Origin of the sequence: Sphingobacterium sp. UBA865 (assembly GCF_002295765.1) — a bacterium.
Lineage (GTDB): Bacteria > Bacteroidota > Bacteroidia > Sphingobacteriales > Sphingobacteriaceae > Sphingobacterium > Sphingobacterium multivorum.
The window spans coordinates 67,309-88,305 of record NZ_DBGB01000040.1 but is presented as its reverse complement, the minus strand read 5'-3'; the positions used below and the strand labels follow the sequence as shown (position 1 = coordinate 88,305).

Here is a 20,997-nt window from a genome sequence, read left to right as displayed (position 1 = left end):
CTATTCAAGCTCTTCGTTTATACCAAAAACTGAAAGGGCTTATTTCACATTATTTCGATCTTCGAAAATCAGTTTCATCCATAACTTACTTTCGTAGCCTAAGAAACGTTTTTAGGCATATTACAAAACAATGAAAAATATGGCACAAAAGGAAGCTTTATTTATTAACATTTCAGATAAGAAAACGTTTTTGAGGCCGTATAGGATAGATTAATAAATCTTGGATTGATGTATAATTTTATATCAAATTCTCAGCGGGTTTATTTTGGCAAATTTTGACAGAATTGTGTATACGTGCAGCACTGAAAGCATAAAAATAACACCGAAAATTAAATAAAGGCTCTTAGAATCGTCTATAGCATATTTTATCACTGCCTAACCAATATATGGCATTCTAATCGCGAGTAGCTGAAGTTTATATATTCTCACTTGCCAACTCATACAGCAACGATGACCAGCGTAGGGCCAAAATCAATTTTCCTAAATCATAATACGCCGCAAATAACCAATAGAACGCATTATTTCCAAAATAAACCCGTCGAGAATAGCATATATAAGTATTATTAGCCTGTAAAAATGAATATAGGAATATAACAGGGATAAATTTATCGGATCAGGCCTAATAGGGTTGAATAAAATAATTCAGAATAAACACGATAAGAATTAGATATTTATAAAAAAATCAAATGAGTCGAGTAGAAGCGACTTTAAAAGGCACTAATTCCCGCAAATTGAAATTCGACTAAAATAATGTGTATAGTATCCAAAATAAACTGGATGAGAATTAAAAATTGACCGCTTTGATCTAGAATAGTGCCTTTATTTAATTCTAAGAAGCTTAATATAACTTTTTTTGCTATCTAATTACAGAAAATTTTATAGCAATCACAAATTCAGTCGAAATAACACAAAATAAAATTAATAATACCTTGTATCTGGATAGAAATCCTTTAAATAGCTCTATTCTAAACTCAATATAACACAATCGGAGCGTATATCCCGCTAGAATAATCATCTGGCAATAACTATCGCATAAAATACAATAAACTAAAAATATATAACTTAAAAGATATTAATTCATATAAAATAAAAATAAATTATTCAAAATTTAGGCAATTATAAAATTTGCGGATTATAGTACTTGACATTCAAATACATAGATAATATTAAAAAAAATACTAAATATGCAACTGATAAAGCGCTTTAAAAACGACAAACTCGCTTAGAATTAAATATCCCATACAAATAACGAATCAACAAAATATATTCAATCTATAAGAGCTTTATTTTAGAAAAATAAACCCTGAGAATGATCTAAAAAATTGCCAGATAGCAATAATCCAAAATATTCTAATGTCACTGATCTAAATTTGGATATTTCCTCCATTTAGCCAATGTTGGGCTGCAAATATAGTAAGATTGTTTGTTCTGCAATAAATTATTTGAAGAAATTATCTGCATTCCAAAATTATTAACAAGTCAATCTTCGAATTTCACTTAGATCTTAAAAAATTTACTATTTAAGGTCATAGAATGTATTAAAAAGCCCTGAAAACAAATTTTTAAAAAATATCCAATTCTAAACAGGTATATTTTTAAACAATCGCCTCGAGATTCTGTTTAAAATTCAATCCCGCGAAAACCAAACAAATATCGTAGCCAAATCTGAATATAAACACGCAGATCCAGGAATAAAAAATTCCAATAACCAAATACCTCTCAATTTCCATTTTTGAAAACTTTGCTGATAAAGTACAGAAATTTTTGACGCCAATTTTACCTCGTTGAGAAAGCAAAATTCACATATTTTTGAAAAAAATACGCAAATAAGCAAACCTCAAACAGTTTAAAATCCAAATATCAAAATCAATTAAATTGCCTTTTTCATATCAATTTTAAAAGCAAAGATTAGCAACTATTAGAATTCAATAAAAGAATTTATCTGCTCTAAAGACAGAAATATTAAAATCTCATAGCATCCAAATTAGAATTAAAACTTTTCTGATCCGATTTCTATCGGTTACAAAGCGATAAAATTGAAATAAGATCCCAAACGGGAAAATATCCAAGTATAAAACGACTTAAACCTATATTTTTTTTAAAAAAATTATAAATAACGCGCTGAAACTAGATTAAATCCATATACAAAAAAAAATAAAATAAATAGTCAATCCTAAAGCGCTTTAAAAGTCAATAGGAAATTTAAAAAATAAAATAAACTCAATTAGAATTAAATATTTCAATAGGGGACTTTATAATTCCCGAATATCGAAATCTAACCGCTTCTAATCGAACTTGACAAAACTAAACAAAGATTTTCGAACGTATTCCACAATCTTTTTTTTCAATAAATACTAATTATTTAAAATAGAAAATCTCTTATTGTTTATTATGGTGTGGAAAAGTGGTATAAATTAGGTTATTTCGATTTTGATTTTAGGTTTTTATAGAGTTTTCAACAATTTTTCAACAGAATTTATTCATTAAAGACCTGATTTTTAAAATTCTAAATTATCTTATTTTTTATTTTCCATATATTTTTGTTGAATAGTTTTTGTTTAGAAAATGTGGAAATCTCTAGATTTTTGTGCGGAAAAATTTTAGAAATAAGGCTTGCAAATAGGGGATTTGTGAATTGTTAAATACTTTTCATTTTTATTTAACCTTTTATTTACACGTTTTCCACATTTTTCGTTAATTTGAATCGTCACTTTTGGGGATAGTTTGTGAATTTTAATTTATATGGCAGATAGAAAGGTAGATTTTTTGGTCATTGGATCAGGTATTGCTGGATTAAGCTTTGCTTTAAAAGCATCGAAATTCGGTAAAGTATTGATAGTCACTAAGTCCAATGAGGATGAGTCTAATACAAAATATGCGCAAGGGGGAGTGGCTGCCGTTGTGGATAAGTCAGATAGCTTTGAGAAGCATATCATTGATACTAAGATTGCTGGGGATGGTTTATGCGATGTTGAAATTGTGGAAAACGTAGTGAGAGAAGCACCGGAACGGATTGCAGAACTTATTTCATACGGAACATCATTTGACAAGGAGGAATCGGGGTTATATGATCTGGCAAAAGAGGGGGGACATTCCGCTCATCGTATTTTACATTATAAAGATATAACTGGCTATGAAATTGAGCGTGCATTATTGGCGCAAGCACATAGTGATCCCAACATTGAAATCGTAACGCATTACTTTGCCATTGATTTGATTACACAGCATCATTTGGGGGAATACGTGGATAAGAACAGGGAAGACATTACCTGTTATGGAATTTATGCTTTTAATACCTCATCACATTTAGTAGATAAGATTTTGAGTAAGGTAACTGTGATGGCTTCTGGAGGAGCAGGGCATGTTTATTCAAGTACAACAAATCCAACTATTGCGACTGGAGATGGTATTGCTATGGTGTATCGGGCAAAAGGTAAGGTACGTAATATGGAGTTTATGCAATTTCACCCTACTTCTTTATACAATCCAAAGGACTCTCCTGCATTTTTGGTATCTGAAGCCGTACGTGGATTTGGGGGTATTTTAAGAAGGATCAATGGTGAATCTTTCATGGAGGAGTACGATGAACGTGCTTCTTTGGCACCAAGAGACATCGTTGCTAGAGCTATTGATGCCGAGATGAAGAAATCTGGTATAGATTATGTGTACCTTGATATCACGCATCGGAATAAGGAAGATATTATCAAGCATTTTCCAAATATTTATGAAAAGTGTCTTTCGATCGGACTGGATATGGCGAAGGATTTTATACCGGTTACACCGGCTGCGCATTACCTCTGTGGAGGCATTTATGTAGATGATTTTGGACGCAGTAGCCTCGTTAACTTATATGCTTGCGGAGAGTGTTCTTCTACTGGCCTACATGGGGCAAACCGATTAGCTTCTAATTCACTTCTTGAAGCGCTTGTTTATGCACATCGTATTTTCCTGGATGCCACAAAGTCGATAGGATTGATTAACCATATTGTTGATGTCCCCGAATGGGATGACTCTAAAACCTCTCTTTCAAATGAGGATATTTTGGTAAGTCATAATTTACGCGAGTGCCAAAAGATTATGAGTGACTATGTTGGCATTGTCCGTTCCGATTTTAGGCTTGAAAGAGCTCTTAAACGGCTACATCTCTTGTATGAGGAGACCGAAGAATTTTATCGAAATACAAGGCTTTCTGTTAAACTGTGTGAATTACGTAATGTTATTCAAGTAGCTTATATCGTGACAAAATCAGCTATGTTACGGAAAGAAAGTAGGGGATTGCATTATACAACGGACTATCCGAAACATTCGGAAGTATTACAGGATACAATTTTTTAAGGAATATGGCACTTATTTTATCTGTTTTGGATAAATCTCCGGTGATAGCCGAAGAATGCTTCTTAGCACCCAATTCAACGATTGTAGGCGATGTGGAGATTGGACATCACTGTTCGGTATGGTTTAATGCTGTCATACGCGGAGATGTCAATTATATTCGTATCGGTAATTATACTAATATTCAAGATGGAGCGGTTATACATTGTACCTATAAGAAATGCGGTACTACGATCGGAAATTATGTAAGTATAGGGCATCAGGCTATGGTACATGGATGTATTTTGGAAGATCATGTACTCATTGGTATGGGAGCTATCGTTATGGATAATGCGATTGTTGAATCGAATGTTATTGTAGCAGCTGGTGCAGTAGTTTTGGAAAATACTCGTTGTGAATCGGGATTTCTATATGCTGGAGTACCTGCCAAAAAGATAAAAGCACTTACTGAAGAGCAGAAAGATCTATTGCAGAAACTACCACATAATTATGTTCTGTACAGTTCCTGGTTTTAGCTTAATCGAATTAGCAATATTAAATAATTTATTTTAGAATGGCCTCAATTAATTTTTTTTGAGGCCACTCAATGAAAAACTATCTTTCTGTTCCCAATTAGCACGTATCGTAAATACTTTATTTAGATATACAACAGGTTCAGGAAAAGTTTTCTTTTCGACATCTCCAGTGTCCCAGATTCCATTATTATTGTCGTCGCGTATCACACGTATACTATACTTTCCTCCAGGATACTGTTTGTATACAACAGCCGGGTTGTTCATGTTTATTTTGTCGACGCGATAGACCTTATCTTTTTTCTCATTGATTAACTCAACCAAATAGGTTGTATTGCTATCTAGATCTGTAAAATCAAATGTCAGATCCCCATAGTTTTCACTATCGTCATAGGTCAAATCGAGCTTTTTCTCTTTGTTTTGTTCGCCAAAATAGCCTGTTATAGCGCCTTCTGTAAACTCGATTTGGTACTTTTTCTCTTTTCTCCAATTATAGCGAATATGGTAGATATTGGTATTTGCTGTATCTACGGCTAGTTGGTAATTGGTCCGGACCAATGAGTCTTCTTTGAATTTTAACTTGGTTTTATCGATATTTTTGATCGGTGTGAAAGCAGATACCTGAAGGTGTGTAATTCGATCGACCCGTCCATTATTTGGCGTAAAAATAGGCTCAATTGTCTGCTCAATTTTTACATTCCCTTTTCTAATGAGAATGGTATCCAATGGTCTTTCATTTTCTGTCAGAACAAGCTTTAGGGAGTCTATTTTTAAATTTGGAATAAACAAAGTAGCCGAGTCTGATGTCTTTGAAAAACGTACTTTTTTATCCTTGTTGTTTACTTCGTCATTTAGGATATCAAGTTTGGGCTTGTCGACTCTTCTATTAAAAACAAGAAGTATACTTCCATTTTTTTCAAATTTCTTCTCTTGGGTTCTAAACTTTTTTGGGATTCCTTTGAAGATCTCCAAGTTGATATTGCTCAAGTCTCGCTCTAGCACGATAGAGTCTTTTAGGAAACCTATTTCTTCATCAGCACCATTATAGATTCTATCGTTATTTTTTTCTTGAAGTGCGTAAATGCGATAAGTTCCCTCTCTTAGATTGTTTAGTTTATAGTTACCTGCAGTATCCGTTGTCGTGAATATATTCGCCTTCTTTTTACCAAAAATCGAGTCTTGGCTAATGGGGATCAACAAGACTTTAACATCCTTTTGGACCTCTTTCGTTATAGCACTTTTTACATTACCGGATATACTGAGTGAATCTATTTTATCTCCTGTCGCGAATACGTAAGCATAATTGACCAATGCATTTCCAGCGTTATAATCAACTAGTCCTTTACCGAAGTATATGCTGTAGGTTGTATTCTTTTCTAGGGAATCAGGTAAGGTAATTTCTAGATTTTTTTTCTTCACCTTGAATTCTGGATTGCTTCCCATGTCTGGCGTAATACTGAATTCCTTTTGTTGATTTGCCAGCTTGATATACTCGTCAAACGTGATCACTATTTTTTTAGCTGTAAAATTCTTCGAAAAATTCGTAGGGCTTTCCAATAGTATCTTCGGAGGAATAGAATCTTTTGGCCCCCCCGTGGGCTGTTGTATGCTCGCACATTGTATGGACAAGCCAATAAGCATAATAAACATGCTTAAAATAAGTAATCTTGTTTTTAAGCTACTTTTTAGCCTTTCTGAACCACTTTTATTTTCTCTTAAAGAAGTTGTCATAAAAAATAGAATATTGTCTTAAATCGCTTATTTTAAGCTTTGTGATGTTTAGTGTATAAGTATTTAGCATTCAGTTGTTTAACTCATGTGGACCATCAATACAGTGATATCAGAGGGCGAAACGCCTGAGATTCTTGAAGCTTGCCCCAGTGTACGTGGTTTAACTTTAGATAACTTTTGTCTTGCCTCAATTGATAGCGATGTTAATAGGCTGTAGTCAAAATCAGGATTAATTTCTCTATCTTCCATCTTCTTCATGCGATTGACAATTTCCATCTCTTTATCGAAATAGCTTTCATATTTGAGATTGATCTCTGCTTGTTCAATGGTATCATTATCGAATTGGGATACATAGTGTGCAAAGCCTTCGTCTCCTTTCAGAATATCTTGGATACCAACTTGTGGTCTTGCAAGAACATTACTCAACCTTGTTTTTTGCGGAAGTGCGCTTGAGCCAACTTCGGCTAATACGGTATTCATCTTTTCGACATTGGTCGAATTTTGTTTGAGATACTCGATTATTTTATTGGAGTTATCAATTTTGTCTTGCACTTTTTTGAGTCTTTCTTCTCCTACCAATCCCAATTTGTAAGCTAAGGGGGTTAAGCGAATATCAGCATTATCTTGGCGTAAAAGTAGACGGTGTTCTGCTCTTGATGTAAACATGCGGTACGGCTCTTCAGTTCCTTTTGTTACGAGGTCGTCGACCAATACACCTATATAAGATTCGGATCGTTTTAGAATAAGTTCCTTATCATCATTGATACGTTGATGCGCATTTATCCCGGCTAGGAAACCTTGAGCAGCGGCCTCTTCATAGCCAGTTGTCCCATTGATCTGTCCTGCGAAAAATAGATGTTTCACCAATTGAGTTTCTAAGGTTAGATCCAATTGCATTGGTGGAAAGTAGTCGTACTCTATGCCATAACCTGGGCGGTACATTTTCGCATTTTCAAAGCCTGGGATCAATTGCAAAGCTTTCAATTGTACGTCTTCTGGCAATGAGGTGGAGAATCCGTTGACATAAATTTCTACTGTTTTGAAGCCTTCGGGCTCCACGAATATCTGATGTCTTTCACGCTCGGCAAAACGATTTATTTTATCTTCTATTGAAGGGCAATAGCGTGGTCCCAATCCTTTGATACGTCCCGTAAACATGGGTGATTTTTCAAACCCAGTGCGTAGCATTTCGTGGACCTTATCGTTTGTATAGGTAATCCAACAACAGCGTTGTTCAGTTGGTATCTCTACATCTGTATAGGAGAACCGCCCTCTTTTTTCGTCGCCCCACTGTTCTTCCATTAACGCATAATTAAGGCTTCTTCCATCTATACGTGGTGGAGTACCTGTCTTCATTCTTCCTGATTCGAAACCAAGGGAAACAAGTTGTTCGGTTAAACCTGTGGCTGCCTTCTCTCCTGTTCTACCGCCTCCAAATTTCTTGTCCCCAATGTGAATTACACCATTTAGAAAAGTTCCATTGGTCAGTACCACGGCGTCCGATTCTATTTCGATTCCCATCGAAGTGATGACACCGCAAGCTTTTCCGTTTTTTACGATAACTTCTTTTACGGTATCTTGCCACATATCTAAATTAGGAAGAGACTCGAGTTGTAATCTCCATTCTTCTGCAAACCGCATTCGGTCATTTTGGGTCCGCGGACTCCACATGGCAGGACCTTTCGAAAGATTTAACATTCGGAATTGAATGGTTGATTTATCTGCTATGATACCAGTATATCCGCCCATAGCATCAATTTCTCTTACTATCTGTCCTTTGGCTACTCCACCGATAGCGGGGTTACAACTCATTTGCGCTATTACTCCCATATTCATTGTGATGAGTAAAGTGGACGAACCTAAGTTAGCTGCTGCCGCCGCTGCCTCACATCCGGCATGCCCCGCACCAACAACAATTACATTATATTTTTTAAACATTTTTCTATTCTTGTTCCACGTGAAACGTGGTGTTTTTATTTCTTTGTAAATTTACGTTTTCTTTGTGTTCCACGTGAAACCTGTGGTGAAATTTTACATAAAATCAGCAAGATATAACCATCTTTCGGATTTATCGTCTATCTGTTTTTGGATAGATTGAATTTCTTCCGCTAAGGAAGAAAGTTTTAGATGATCTGTTACCTGGTTTAGTTCCTCCGTTTTTAACGCTACTTGTGTTTCCAGTTTTTCGATTTCTTCTTCTAGTTTGTTATATTCCAATTGTTCCTTGTACGAGAGTTTTTTCTTTTCCTCTTTTACAATTGGCTTTACCTGTTCTTGGGTTATCCTTTTTTGTTTCTCCTTTTCTAATTTTTGGATTTCTTCCTGTTCAAGTTTAAAGTCGGCATAATTTCCGTTGTATATCTGCACGATCCCCTTTCCTTCAAAAATGAAAAGTTGATCCGTCAATTTATCTAATAGATACCTGTCGTGTGATACTAATATGAGTACTCCTTTGTAGTTGTCAAGAAAATCTTCCAGCACGTTTAATGTATCAATGTCCAAATCATTGGATGGTTCATCCAGAATTAAAAAATTTGGATTCTTCATTAAAACACGCATTAATTGAAGTCTTTTTTTCTCCCCCCCACTTAATTTGTTAACGAAACCAAATTGTTTTTCAGGAGGAAATAAAAAGTGGGTTAGCAGCTGTGAAGCCGTGATTACTTCCCCATTTGCCATTTCAATATAGTCTGCTATATTTTTTACAACATCTAATACTCGATCGTTTTCATTTACTTCCAATCCGCCCTGTTTATAGTAGCCATATACTGTGGTTTCCCCTACCGCTATAGACCCTGTATCAGGTTTTTCTTCTCCCGTGATTAAATTAAGAAAGGTTGATTTTCCAGTACCATTTTTTCCCGCTAGACCAATACGATCACCTTTTTTAAAGGTGTATGAAAAATCATGTATGATTTCTTTTGCTCCATAACGTTTGGCAACATGTCCTAGTTCGAGTATTTTTGAGCCCTGCCTGCTTACTTTCACACTGAGTTGTACCGAGTCGTTTCCTTTAATTGCTTTAGATTTTTCTTCCAAGTCATAGTATGCTTCAATACGTGATTTGGATTTGGTACCACGTGCCTGTGGTTGACGACGCATCCACTCCAATTCACGGCGAAGTAGATTTCTGCTTTTCTCAACCATAACCGCATCAATAGTTTCACGTTCCGACTTCTTTTCTAGAAAATAAGAATAGTTACCTTTATAGGTAAAGAGATTGCCCCTATCCAGCTCTCGAATCTCCGTACAGATATTATCCAAGAAGTAGCGATCGTGCGTTACTAAAAGAACGGTTTTGCTACCTGTTGTTAGTAGTTTTTCAAGCCATTCAATAGTCTCTATATCCAAATGGTTGGTGGGTTCATCTAATATATAAATATCCGGCTCGTCTATCAAAAGCTTGGCTAGCGCAAGGCGTTTTCGTTGGCCCCCTGATAAACTTTTGATATCTTGATGGAAATCCATAATGTTTAAACGATTAAGAATCGTCTTAATATTATGCTCATACTCCCAGGCATTCAATGAACTTATTTTTTCTGTAAGATCTTCTAATTTTTTCTGATCGATATCAGTTTCCAATAACAGCTCCTCGTACTCACGGATAAGACGTTGTTGATCGTTGTCTGTACTATAAATAAAATCGTTGATTGATTTTAATCCTGTGAAATCAGGATCCTGTTCTAAGAAACCAATTTTTATACCTTTTTCTTTTACAACTTTTCCTGAGGTTGGTAAGATTCGCTCTGCTAAAATGGCGAGTAAGGTTGATTTACCTGTGCCATTGATTCCGACCAAGGCCACACGTTCTCCCTTTTGGAGACCGAAATGTAAATCTTTAAAAAGCCATCTATCATGGAAGGAATGGCTTACTTGTTCTGTAGCTAAAATACTCACGTTATATCACCCTAAATTATATTCAGTCAATTTACACGCCAAAACACTACCAGTAGGTTTCTTCTCTTGGTAGTTTATATCGTGTTGATAATCAATATTTTAGTTATATTTTTATTGATTGTCAGTTATTTATATATTGAATCAATAATCGTTTTGATTGCTGACTAATGTAATCTATTGGGTGGCATACGATCAAATGTTAGCCTTTGCCATTGGGTAAAATGATAATTCGAAGTCCCAAAGGTTCGCTTGTTCATTTGGAATGCTCGCAAAAATAAAGAAATAGTTTCTTATTCGATGCGAAAAAAGCTTCGTTATTTGATTAATTGGCAATAATGATACTGCCCTGATAAAATTAATTCAATGCGTAATCCGCTATCAGATTGAAACGTGGTATTTCAACTTGAAAGCTGCCGTTGTCCAGTGTTCGGATCATATTATAATATCCTTCCATGAATCCGAATTCGCTATTGAGATTGCAACCTGAGGTGTATTGATGAGTCTGACCAGGTTCTATAATAGGTTGTTCGCCTACTACTCCTTCTCCAGATACCTCCCTATAGTCTCCTTTTGCATCAAAAATTTTCCAATAGCGACTTATCAATTGAACCGTGTAATCGCTGAGATTTTCTATGCTGATATGATAAGCAAACATGAAATGTTCACGGTCCGGATTCGAATACTCCGATTGATAGATGGTTTCAACCGAGATTTTTACGCCTTCTGTAATTTGTGTGATCATTTGAATGATGTTTATTGTTGCAATGAATATTTACGCTAAAATACTAATAATGAGTTTAAAAATCTAAATTATAATCATTTTAAAAGGTTAAATAATGCTAAGTTTAAAATTAGTATAGCCAAATGGACCTTAATTAGTAGGTTTGTATTATGGCAAATGGTATCTTATATTTAATTCCTGTTCCATTGAGTGATGACGCAGCTTTCCAGTCATTTACTCCGTATTTAGTGGAAACAATCAATTCATTGGACGAGTATATTGTAGAGAACGAAAAAACGGCGCGCAAGTTTTTAAAACTTGCAGGTTTAAAGATTCCGCAGAGCGAATTAACGATCCATGATTATGGAAAACATGTGCGGGACAAGGGAAATATAAATGATTTTTTTGAAGGCTTGAAACAAGGCAAAAGTGTTGGATTAATGTCTGAGGCGGGATGTCCTGGTGTTGCTGATCCTGGTGCTTCTATTGTAGCGCGGGCACATCAATTGGGTATTAAGGTAGTTCCTCTTGTTGGACCAAGCTCTATTCTACTGGCACTTATGGCTTCCGGATTTAGCGGTCAGAAATTTGCCTTTCATGGTTATTTGCCTATCGATAAAATTGATCGAGCTAAGGAGATTAAAAATCTCGAACAGCAATCAGCACGTGAAAAGCAGACGCAAATTTTTATTGAAACTCCATTTAGAAATAATCAGCTTTTAGCCGATCTACTAAAAATATGTAAACCTTCCACCTTACTCTGTGTTGCGTCAAATGTAACAGCTGCCGACGAAAATATACAAAGTTTGACAGTTGGTGAGTGGCGAAAACGATCGTATGATTATCATAAAAAGCCAACTATTTTTTTACTTTATGCATGATGTTTTTAGAGCTGCCCCCTACCCTATTTTCATTGATGAAGTTTAATGATGAAATTAAAAGCTGTTTTTACATGAGTGAAGTATGTTTTAATAAAGTAAGTGAGTGCTTACATTTTGTTTTTTAATAAATATGTGAACCAGGGTATCAGAATAAATGCTGAATAGAGTTTGTTAACCGTCTAGAATGATTTAATATATAACACGATGAATTACTGTAGATTATTGTCTATTATGTTTTTGTTTTCATTAGTTGGATTCAGTAAAGATCTTGCTGCACAGTCTTCTACATATGTTATTGTCCATGGAGCTTGGGGTGGTGCTTGGCAGTTTAAAAATACGACGGTTGAGTTAGCTAAAAAGGGAAATGAGGTGTACCGACCCACACTAACAGGCCTGGGTGAGCGTTATCATTTAGCAGATACTTCTATCCGATTACAAACGCATGTCGATGATATTGTGAATACGATCCTGTTTGAGGATCTCCATGATATTATATTGGTCGGACATAGTTATGGTGGGATGATTATCACGGCTGTGGCAGATAGTCTTCCGGATAGAATCCGTAAATTGGTTTACTTGGATGCTATACTACCGGAGGATCAACAATCTGTAATGAACTTAATGGGTAAATCCAGTGCAGCAAATGGACTGTTAAAATTAGAAAAGGATGGTTATATTTTTCCTTTCTGGGTGAAGGACATTAAGAAGCTTCCTAGGGATGTCCCCCACCCGTTAAGAACAATGACAGACAAGATCAGTTTAAAAAATCCGAAACGACTTAAAATTCCAAGTACTTACATTTTGACTTATGAGGATGGCAAAACAATTGAGGATGATGATTTTTACCCGTTTTATAGGAAGGCAAAAAATATAGGTTTTAAAACAGTCGAATTTGTTGGAGATCATAATCCACAAATAAAAAAGTTGAAAGAATTAGTAGATTTGTTGGAACAGGAATAATAAATAAGCAATAAATAGTTCAATGACACAAGAGGAATTAATAAGAGAGTTAAGTAAGCCTGAAGTAATTTATACCGCTATGGGTATTGTTGCCATACGTATTATCTTATGGCTTCTATTTGCAAATACAATTCGAAAGACATTAAAATTGGTCGCCAAAGAAAATAGATTAATGACGCCCAACCAATCGTGGTTAGCTGCAATTCCGCTGGTTAATATTTATTGGAATTTTCAGGTTGCTTCGCGTCTAAGGGATTCTTTGATCAATGAATTTTATGATCGAAAAATAGCTGTGGAGGAAAACCCTACGTTTAGGAAAGGATCGCTATATGCATGGATTTACCTGGCGACAAATATTCCGCTCCCACTTTCTATTTCCGGTGTACTGATCATTATGCATTTTGTGACATTGGCTAATTACTGGTTTGAAATTAACGCGAATAGAAGAATTTTAGAGGAACATAATAAATTTAGAGAAAAAGAGGTAATTGTAGACCATGAAAATTAAAGAAGTCATTGACTATTTGGAGCAATTGGCTCCTTTAGATTTGCAAGAGTCTTATGATAATGCTGGCCTTATTGTGGGCGACGCCAATAGAGAGATTACAAAGGTGCTCATTTCGTTGGACTGCACAGAAGATGTTGTAAAAGAAGCCATTGATAAAGGGTGTAATTTAATTATTTCGCACCATCCCATTGTATTTAGGGGGCTAAAAAAATTTAATGGTAAAAATTATGTGGAGCGTACGGTTATTAAAGCAATTGAACATAAAGTTGCATTATATGCCATTCATACGAATCTAGATAATGTTACCGGTGGAGTGAATACGAAAATTGCCGATAAATTGGGATTAGAAAATCAGGCTATACTGGAATCTAAAACAAATGTATTGCGAAAAATGGTCGTTTTTGTACCTAGGAGTCATGTTGAAGATGTCCGACAGGCATTGTTTGATGCGGGCGCAGGTAAAATCGGAAAACACTATGATCAATGTAGTTTTAATGCGGCGGGTTATGGTAGTTTTAGACCTTTAGAAGGGGCCGATCCTACCCTTGGGGAGATTGGTGTTCAAGAGCGTGTTGAGGAAACACGAATTGAGGTTATCTACCTGAAATCTATTGAAAGAAAGTTACTTTTGGCACTCTATGAAGCTCATCCTTATGAGGAAGTAGCTTATGATTTGTTTGATATTCAAAATACGGCTGCTGAAATCGGTGCAGGAATGATTGGAAATTTGGCTGAACCAATGGCTGAATTGGAATTTTTAGCTTATCTTAAGGACAAACTGAGGTTGAATGTCATTCGTCATACAGCCTTATTAGATAAAAAAGTTAGTCGTGTAGCGGTCTGTGGTGGCTCGGGGGGATTTTTACTCGGTGCAGCCAAACGTTCTGGTGCTGATTTTTTTGTTACAGCAGACTATAAATATCATGAATTTTTTGATGCTGAAGGTGAAATCGTGATTGCAGATACGGGACATTTTGAGAGCGAACAATTTACGCAAGAATTATTGTACGACATTATTACGAAAAAATTTCCTAACTTTGCAACCTTAACAACAGAAATAGATACAAATCCTATAAAATACTACAGTTGATGGAACAAACCGTAGAACAAAAATTGAAAGCATTATGGCTGTTACAAGCCGTACATACTAAAATAGACAAAATTCGCCAAGTTCGTGGTGAATTGCCTATGGAAGTTGCAGATCTTGAAGATGAGATTGCGGGCTTAGAGACTCGTATTGAGAAGATCAGAATAGACTTAGACGATTTAGAAGATTCGATCGTTAAGCGTAAAAACATGATTAAGGATGCCCAAGCTGCTATCAAAAAATATGAGTCGCAGCTGAATGAGGTAAAGAATAATCGTGAGTACGACGCTATTTCGAAAGAAATCGAAATTCAAGGTCTTGAGATTCAGGTTTGCGAGAAACGAATCAAAGAAGCAGAATTTGAGATTCGTAACAAAACAGAAAACTACGATACTACTGTAGGAAATCTTGAGTATAGCAAAAGCGAACTTGAGGGAAAAAAGAAAGAATTGGAAACAATTACTTCTGAAACTCAAAAAGAAGAAGATGCATTGTTAGCAAAAGCTGCTGAGGCTGAAGCGAATATCGAAGAACGTTTAGTAAAGGTATACTACCGTTTGCGTAACTCGTTTAAAAACGGACTTGCTGTTGTTTCGATCGATCGTGATAGCTGTTCAGGATGTCATAATAAGATTCCTGCTCAAATGCAATCAGAAATACGTCAACGTAAGAAAATCATCATTTGTGAACACTGTGGTCGCGTTTTGGTTGATGAAGGAATTGTGTTAGAAATCGAACAAGAGTACGGTTTCTAATCCTCAATAAATAAAGGAAGGTCCTGCTGTAAAGCAGGACTTTTTTTTTGTCATATTTTTTATGCAACTTTGTTGATATACTAACTAGGTCCGCTTACAAAAGTGTAGTTTTGTGTGTGGTAAATTTAACCTTTAAACGTTTATGAATAAAACTCATTTCAAGTTATTTGCTGCCTTTTTGCTCGGTACATCCTTTCTGCAAACAAAAGCGCAAGAAACCCTATTGCTTCGAAATCCAAGTATTAGCGCCAACAATATTGCTTTTGTCTATGGTGGAGATATTTGGATTGCCGAAAAAAACGGAGCTAATCCGAGACGCCTTACAACAAATCCTGGAGTGGAACAGAATCCAATGTTTTCTCCAGATGGCAAGAAAGTTGCATTCACAGGAAATTATGACGGAAATACAGACGTATATGTAATCCCTGTAACGGGTGGTGAGCCCAAACGGATCACTTATCACCCTTCTTCGGATGTATTGCGGGGATGGCTCAATAATGATGAAGTATATTATACGACATCTCGTGATTTCACCTATGCTTTAAGTCCACGATTATACAGTTCCAATATTCAAATGTCAGGAATGGACAAGGCGCTTATTATGCCTGAAGCGACTCAGGGAAGCCCTTCTGCTGATGGTCGTTACTGGGCTTATATCAAAAACACTGACCCTACTGAAAGAGATCGAGTTGCCTTTAAACGCTACCGGGGTGGTGGTATGCCGACAATTTGGATCTTCGATACGAAAACCAAAGAAATAGAAGCTATTCCGCAGGTTAAAAGTAATGATGTTAAACCATTATGGTTGGGAAATAAGATCTACTTCCTTTCCGATCGTGATAAAATTGTTAACATCTATAGTTATGATACCAAATCCAAAAAGGTAGAAAAGCTAACGGATTTTAAAGATTACGATGTGCGTTCACTGAATGGAAATGGGACTGAGTTGATCTTTGAATATGCTGGCGTATTAAATACACTAAATCTGGGCGATAATAAAGTCACTCCTTTGCATATTACGGTGAATACAGATGTAATGTATAAAAGACCGTATTATAAAGACATTAAGGACGATATACGTTATGCTACCCTATCGCCAACAGGTCAACGGGCATTATTAGAGGCGCGGGGAGAGATATTTACGGTACCTAAGGAGAAAGGTGAAGCCCGAAATTTATCTAATTCTCCGGGTTCTCATGAGCGTTTTCCGGATTGGTCTCCAAATGGAAAATGGATTTCTTATATTTCAGACAAAAATGGATCTTATCAGTTGGTGCTGATGGATCAATTTGGAAAAGATAAACCCCTGTACTTTAACTTAGGAGAAACGAACTTCTATTTCGAACCAACATGGTCACCGGATTCCAAGAAGTTGTTTTACAATGATTCACATCTTAATCTGTTTTATATTGATATCGCTTCAAAGGCCATTGTTAAAGTTGCAGACGATAAATTGAGCGGTCAAACTGGCCGTGTATCCAATCATTTCCAACCAAGCTGGTCTCCTGATTCAAAATGGATATCTTTTATACGTACATTGGAAAATGGGGTACCCGCTGTGTTTATGTATAACTTGGATACAAAGAAAACTCAGCAAATTACGGATGGTATGAGCTCTGCGCGTAGTACAGCTTTTTCCCAGGATGGTAAATATCTATTTTTTACAGCGAGTACAAATACAGGGTTGACAAATTCTGGCTTACATATGTCCGCGGTGCAGCGTAATGTTGATTATGCCGTATATGGCTTTATTTTATCCAGTAAAACACCATCATTCTTTAAGAATGATAGTGATGAGGAACAAATCCGTGAGGATAAGGTGGATAAAAAGGAAGAAGGAGATGGTGATAAAAAAGATCGTGTAAAAGAAAACGATAAAAAATCACCTAAAAAGGATAAAAAGGAAGAGGCAGTGGCAAGTAAGCCCATTGATAAATCTATTCAAGTTGACTTCGATCGTATAGAAAACAGAATAGTTGCCCTCCCTTTACCTGCTGGACCTTATTGGAATTTGAATGGTTTAGTGCCAAATCAATTGACTTACCAACGTGGGGGAACAATCGGAGCATATGATTTTAAGGATCTCGAAAACAAAACCTTAGTGGAAAATGCCCGTAGTTTTGTTATTAGCGCCGATGGTAAGAAGATGTTATATCAAACGGGAAATGGATTCAATATTGTAACAGCTGGGCAAAAAGTAGCCTCTCCTACTGCTGGCGAAGTTAAGCTAGGCGGAATTCAGCAATTGGTGGATCCCGCTGCCGAATGGAAACAGGTATTCAATGAAGTTTGGTCAATGCAAAAAGACTATTTTTATGTTGAAAACATGCATGGTGCTGACTGGAAAGTGATGAAAACCAAATATGAAAAATTCCTGCCTTTTGTAAACCATCGTTCTGATCTTGGTTATTTATTGAATGAAATGATGGGAGAAATGGTCGTGGGACACAATTATATCTATCCTGGAGATCAACCTTCCACGCCGTCGGTTTCAGTTGGTGTGTTGGGAGCAGATTATACGTTAAAGAATGGTTACTATCAGATTGCTAAATTGTTTACGCGTCTTGAATGGAATCCATCGTTCAAAGCCCCATTGGCTGAACCGGGATTAAACATCAAAGAAGGAGACTATATTGTTGCTGTTAATGGTGCTGAATTGACTGAAGATAAGGATATCTATAGTTTATTTGACAATACTGTTGGTAAACAAGTTACGTTGAAGGTCAATTCAAAACCTTCATTGGTCGGCGCTCGTGAAGTAATCGTTAAACCGATCTCGTTTAGCGACGAGATGAATTTGCGGAGCATGGAATGGGTTGAAAGGAACCGTAAGAAAGTAAATGAATTGAGTAATGGGCAAATAGCTTATGTTTACATGCCAAATACCGGTGCTGAAGGTTATACCTATTTCAATCGTTATTATTTCGCTCAGATGGATAAAAAGGCTCTTCTGATGGATGAAAGAAACAATGGTGGTGGCTGGGTGGCCGATTATGTCATTGATCTTTTGTCCCGTGAACTGATTGCTGGTTGGGGAATTCGTGATGGAAAAGGATTTACTACACCAGGAAATGGTATTTATGGACCTAAAGCCATGATCATTAATGAAAATGCAGGTTCAGGTGGCGATATGATGCCTTATATGTTCCGTTTTAAAGGGCTGGGTAAATTGGTTGGTCGTACGACAATGGGGATTTTGGTTGGCATAAGTGGCTATCCTCCTTTATTGGATGGCGGCCGTATTACTTCGCCAAACTTCGGTGTATATGACCTCAAAGGAAATTGGATTATTGAAAATGAAGGTGTGGCTCCTGATGTATTTATCGAACAATTGCCTAAAGATCTTTTGGAGGGTCGTGATCCTCAACTTGAAAGAACGGTGAAGATATTGTTGGAAGAAATGAAAACGTATCCTTACAAAAATTTACAAAAACCAGCCGATCCTATTCGGGTGAATTAAAAGAGTATAAATCTAAGGGCTTTGAAGAGATTCAAAGCCCTTTTTTGATCATATAGTTTGTATGTAACTGCATCCATATCCGAGATGATTGAATATATCTCGTGTAGTTTTTATCGTAATTAGATCATATCATTCGTTTTCATTAGGCCAATACAAATCAGATGCTAAAATTTGATTGGACATGACAATTTTAATAAATCTTGCTTTTATTGTTATCTTTAACTGATATTTACTAGATATGTTTCCTGAAAAAACACCCCATCCGTTTCAATCTTTATTACGTTTGATCTTAATGGTTATTGGTTTTTCCATTCTTTCGCAGATTATTGCCATTCTGATTATTGCAAGTTATTATTCATTTACAGGGCAGGTCTTCTCCTTGGAGTCTATATTGAATGGATCTGCCAATGATATGCGATTTATGTTGTTAATGAGTAGCTTGGGATCTTTTGTTGTGCCAGCTTATCTGATGAATACACGCGAAGGATATGGTAAAGCCTATTTTAAATTGAAAAATTGGCCTAGCGGAATGCAATTTGGCTATATATTTTTAGCAATGCTTTCTTTTATGCCTTTGATGAGTCTGATCGGTCATTGGAATGAATCCTTACAATTGCCCGATAATATGCAATCTTTGCAGCGTTGGATGGAGCGTAGTGAAAAGGAATCGGCCGATTTAATCAAGGTTATTATTATGGAGTCGAGTGTATCCGGCTTTTTGTATAATATTGTTATACTGGCTTTGATTCCGGCCATAGGTGAAGAATTGTTGTTCCGCGGTGTTTTGCAAAGAATAATGGGAAGATGGTTGAGCAATCAGCATGTGGTTATATGGCTTGTTGCCATTATTTTCAGTGCGATACACCTGCAATTTTTTGGTTTTGTTCCCCGCATGTTATTGGGCGCTTTTTTTGGCTATCTTTATGTATGGAGCAAGAACATCGTACTGCCCATTTTTGGACACTTTGTCAACAATGCCGGAGCCACAATCGGGGCATTTTATTACGTAAGAGAGGGTAAGAGTTATGATGAATTCAATGCATTTGAATTGCAATCTTGGTGGATATATCTTGTAGGCTTCATTTTTACTCTTATTTTTGTATTCTTATTTTATAGATCAACGCAAAAAGAAAATAATGGAGAACGATTGGAAAAAAATTAAAACATATACAAATGCGATTCAGGCCGAGATAGTCAAGCAAATGCTGGAAGAAAATGGTATTCCTACTGTCGCAATGAATAAACAAGATTCTTCTTATTTATTTGGGAAAATTGAACTCTATGTCAGTGAAGGATCTATTGATCTGGCCGAAACATTAATTGAGGAAGCAGAAAGAGGGCTTTAAGAGATGAAAACAAGAGCAATAACGGGAGTAATCTTTGTGGCTGTCATGATAGCTGCCACTCTTTTGGGCGCTTATGTCTATTCCATTTTTTTTACACTGCTCAGTACATGGTGTCTTTATGAATTCTATGGAATAGTTTCATCCGAAGAACGCGCCCCAAATAAGTGGATAGGCATAACACTGGCCTTACTCTTATTTGTTTTGGGCTCATTAGTTTCGATGGACCTGCTTGCGGTAAAATTTTTAGCACTGATTATCCCATTTATAAGTGCGACTTATATTATTTCACTTTTTCAGAAGAGAACTTTTCCTTTCAATGATATTGCCTATACTTTTTTGGGTATAGCTTATGTTACATTGCCTTTCTTCCTATTTTCCAAATTAGGGTTTCTGCAAGGTACTTTTAACTATGTACTGCCCTTAGGTTTTTTGATCTTATTGTGGACAAACGATACCGGGGCATATCTCGCTGGACGAAGCTTTGGAAAACGTAAATTATTCGAACGGATCTCACCAAAGAAAACATGGGAAGGTTTCTTTGGGGGCTTGATTTTGGCTATTGTTGCTGCTGTAAATCTGGAAAAATATTTTGGTTATCTTCCACTTTGGCAATGGGTAAGTATTGCGGCAATTATCAGTATTGTTGGAACATTGGGGGATTTAGTAGAGTCTATGTTAAAGCGTAGTTTGCACGTAAAAGATTCCGGAAATATATTGCCTGGACATGGTGGTTTTTTAGATAGATTTGATGGGTTGTTATTAGCGGCACCTATGGTCTATGTTTTCTTAATTTTAATCAATTGATTG

At 36.2% G+C, this 20,997-nt stretch carries 15 protein-coding genes; 11 read left to right on the top strand and 4 right to left on the bottom strand.

What is annotated here, in order from left to right:
• Positions 1 to 2,742: 2,742 nt before the first annotated feature.
• Both nadB and B2O97_RS21725 read left to right on the top strand, forming a co-directional pair.
• The gene (gene nadB / locus B2O97_RS21730; protein ID WP_286768116.1) at positions 2,743 to 4,335 is read left to right on the top strand and encodes an L-aspartate oxidase; all 1,593 of its coding nucleotides are present in this window, start codon (positions 2,743 to 2,745) and stop codon (positions 4,333 to 4,335) included.
• Positions 4,336 to 4,340: 5 nt separating this feature from the next.
• On the top strand, positions 4,341 to 4,847 hold the full coding sequence (locus tag B2O97_RS21725) for a gamma carbonic anhydrase family protein (protein WP_070562667.1): 507 nt from the start codon (positions 4,341 to 4,343) through the stop codon (positions 4,845 to 4,847).
• Positions 4,848 to 4,895: 48 nt separating this feature from the next.
• On the opposite strand, the gene B2O97_RS21720 is transcribed toward B2O97_RS21725, so the two are convergent.
• The 4 genes from B2O97_RS21720 to apaG all read right to left on the bottom strand — a co-directional run bounded on the left by B2O97_RS21720 (position 4,896) and on the right by apaG (position 11,214).
• The gene (locus B2O97_RS21720) at positions 4,896 to 6,485 is read right to left on the bottom strand and encodes an Ig-like domain-containing protein (RefSeq protein ID WP_286768115.1); all 1,590 of its coding nucleotides are present in this window, start codon (positions 6,483 to 6,485) and stop codon (positions 4,896 to 4,898) included.
• A gap of 168 nt (positions 6,486 to 6,653) precedes the next feature.
• Positions 6,654 to 8,513 (bottom strand): tRNA uridine-5-carboxymethylaminomethyl(34) synthesis enzyme MnmG, encoded by a 1,860-nt coding sequence (gene mnmG / locus B2O97_RS21715; RefSeq protein ID WP_286768114.1) that lies wholly within the window; start codon positions 8,511 to 8,513, stop codon positions 6,654 to 6,656.
• Between the two features lie 93 nt (positions 8,514 to 8,606).
• Positions 8,607 to 10,472 (bottom strand): ABC-F family ATP-binding cassette domain-containing protein, encoded by a 1,866-nt coding sequence (locus tag B2O97_RS21710; RefSeq protein ID WP_286768113.1) that lies wholly within the window; start codon positions 10,470 to 10,472, stop codon positions 8,607 to 8,609.
• 355 nt (positions 10,473 to 10,827) lie between these two features.
• Positions 10,828 to 11,214, bottom strand: coding sequence for a Co2+/Mg2+ efflux protein ApaG (gene apaG, locus B2O97_RS21705; protein WP_046673176.1), 387 nt, complete (start codon positions 11,212 to 11,214; stop codon positions 10,828 to 10,830).
• 149 nt (positions 11,215 to 11,363) lie between these two features.
• Between apaG and B2O97_RS21700 the strand changes: the two genes are divergently transcribed.
• The 9 genes from B2O97_RS21700 to B2O97_RS21660 all read left to right on the top strand — a co-directional run bounded on the left by B2O97_RS21700 (position 11,364) and on the right by B2O97_RS21660 (position 20,994).
• On the top strand, positions 11,364 to 12,074 hold the full coding sequence (locus B2O97_RS21700; RefSeq protein ID WP_070562678.1) for an SAM-dependent methyltransferase: 711 nt from the start codon (positions 11,364 to 11,366) through the stop codon (positions 12,072 to 12,074).
• A 204-nt stretch (positions 12,075 to 12,278) separates the two neighbouring features.
• On the top strand, positions 12,279 to 13,034 hold the full coding sequence (locus B2O97_RS21695) for an alpha/beta hydrolase (RefSeq protein WP_286768112.1): 756 nt from the start codon (positions 12,279 to 12,281) through the stop codon (positions 13,032 to 13,034).
• A 22-nt stretch (positions 13,035 to 13,056) separates the two neighbouring features.
• Entirely contained in the window at positions 13,057 to 13,542 is a 486-nt protein-coding gene (locus B2O97_RS21690) for a hypothetical protein (RefSeq protein ID WP_286768111.1), read from the top strand.
• Positions 13,532 to 14,632: a Nif3-like dinuclear metal center hexameric protein gene (locus B2O97_RS21685; protein WP_070562686.1), complete on the top strand. Its 1,101-nt coding sequence runs from the start codon at positions 13,532 to 13,534 to the stop codon at positions 14,630 to 14,632. The genes B2O97_RS21690 and B2O97_RS21685 overlap by 11 nt, the downstream gene beginning before the upstream one ends.
• On the top strand, positions 14,632 to 15,384 hold the full coding sequence (locus tag B2O97_RS21680; RefSeq protein ID WP_070562689.1) for a zinc ribbon domain-containing protein: 753 nt from the start codon (positions 14,632 to 14,634) through the stop codon (positions 15,382 to 15,384). Before B2O97_RS21685 ends, B2O97_RS21680 begins: the two co-directional genes overlap by 1 nt.
• Positions 15,385 to 15,526: 142 nt before the next feature.
• A complete protein-coding gene (locus tag B2O97_RS21675; protein WP_286768110.1) occupies positions 15,527 to 18,844 on the top strand; it encodes a S41 family peptidase in 3,318 nt (1,105 codons plus the stop codon).
• 238 nt (positions 18,845 to 19,082) lie between these two features.
• Entirely contained in the window at positions 19,083 to 20,006 is a 924-nt protein-coding gene (locus tag B2O97_RS21670; protein ID WP_286709797.1) for a CPBP family intramembrane glutamic endopeptidase, read from the top strand.
• Positions 19,981 to 20,190, top strand: a complete 210-nt coding sequence (locus tag B2O97_RS21665; RefSeq protein WP_070562697.1) for a DUF2007 domain-containing protein — start codon at positions 19,981 to 19,983, stop codon at positions 20,188 to 20,190. The genes B2O97_RS21670 and B2O97_RS21665 overlap by 26 nt, the downstream gene beginning before the upstream one ends.
• Positions 20,191 to 20,193: 3 nt before the next feature.
• Positions 20,194 to 20,994, top strand: a complete 801-nt coding sequence (locus B2O97_RS21660; protein ID WP_070562700.1) for a phosphatidate cytidylyltransferase — start codon at positions 20,194 to 20,196, stop codon at positions 20,992 to 20,994.
• Positions 20,995 to 20,997: the final 3 nt, after the last annotated feature.

Coding starts and splice junctions, on each gene's coding strand:
- nadB (WP_286768116.1), top strand. CDS start 2,743: ATGGCAGATAGAAAGGTAGATTTTTTGGTCATTGGATCAGGTATTGCT.
- B2O97_RS21725 (WP_070562667.1), top strand. CDS start 4,341: ATGGCACTTATTTTATCTGTTTTGGATAAATCTCCGGTGATAGCCGAA.
- B2O97_RS21720 (WP_286768115.1), bottom strand. CDS start 6,485: ATGCTTATTGGCTTGTCCATACAATGTGCGAGCATACAACAGCCCACG.
- mnmG (WP_286768114.1), bottom strand. CDS start 8,513: ATGTTTAAAAAATATAATGTAATTGTTGTTGGTGCGGGGCATGCCGGA.
- apaG (WP_046673176.1), bottom strand. CDS start 11,214: ATGATCACACAAATTACAGAAGGCGTAAAAATCTCGGTTGAAACCATC.
- B2O97_RS21700 (WP_070562678.1), top strand. CDS start 11,364: ATGGCAAATGGTATCTTATATTTAATTCCTGTTCCATTGAGTGATGAC.
- B2O97_RS21695 (WP_286768112.1), top strand. CDS start 12,279: ATGAATTACTGTAGATTATTGTCTATTATGTTTTTGTTTTCATTAGTT.
- B2O97_RS21690 (WP_286768111.1), top strand. CDS start 13,057: ATGACACAAGAGGAATTAATAAGAGAGTTAAGTAAGCCTGAAGTAATT.
- B2O97_RS21685 (WP_070562686.1), top strand. CDS start 13,532: ATGAAAATTAAAGAAGTCATTGACTATTTGGAGCAATTGGCTCCTTTA.
- B2O97_RS21680 (WP_070562689.1), top strand. CDS start 14,632: ATGGAACAAACCGTAGAACAAAAATTGAAAGCATTATGGCTGTTACAA.
- B2O97_RS21675 (WP_286768110.1), top strand. CDS start 15,527: ATGAATAAAACTCATTTCAAGTTATTTGCTGCCTTTTTGCTCGGTACA.
- B2O97_RS21670 (WP_286709797.1), top strand. CDS start 19,083: ATGTTTCCTGAAAAAACACCCCATCCGTTTCAATCTTTATTACGTTTG.
- B2O97_RS21665 (WP_070562697.1), top strand. CDS start 19,981: ATGGAGAACGATTGGAAAAAAATTAAAACATATACAAATGCGATTCAG.
- B2O97_RS21660 (WP_070562700.1), top strand. CDS start 20,194: ATGAAAACAAGAGCAATAACGGGAGTAATCTTTGTGGCTGTCATGATA.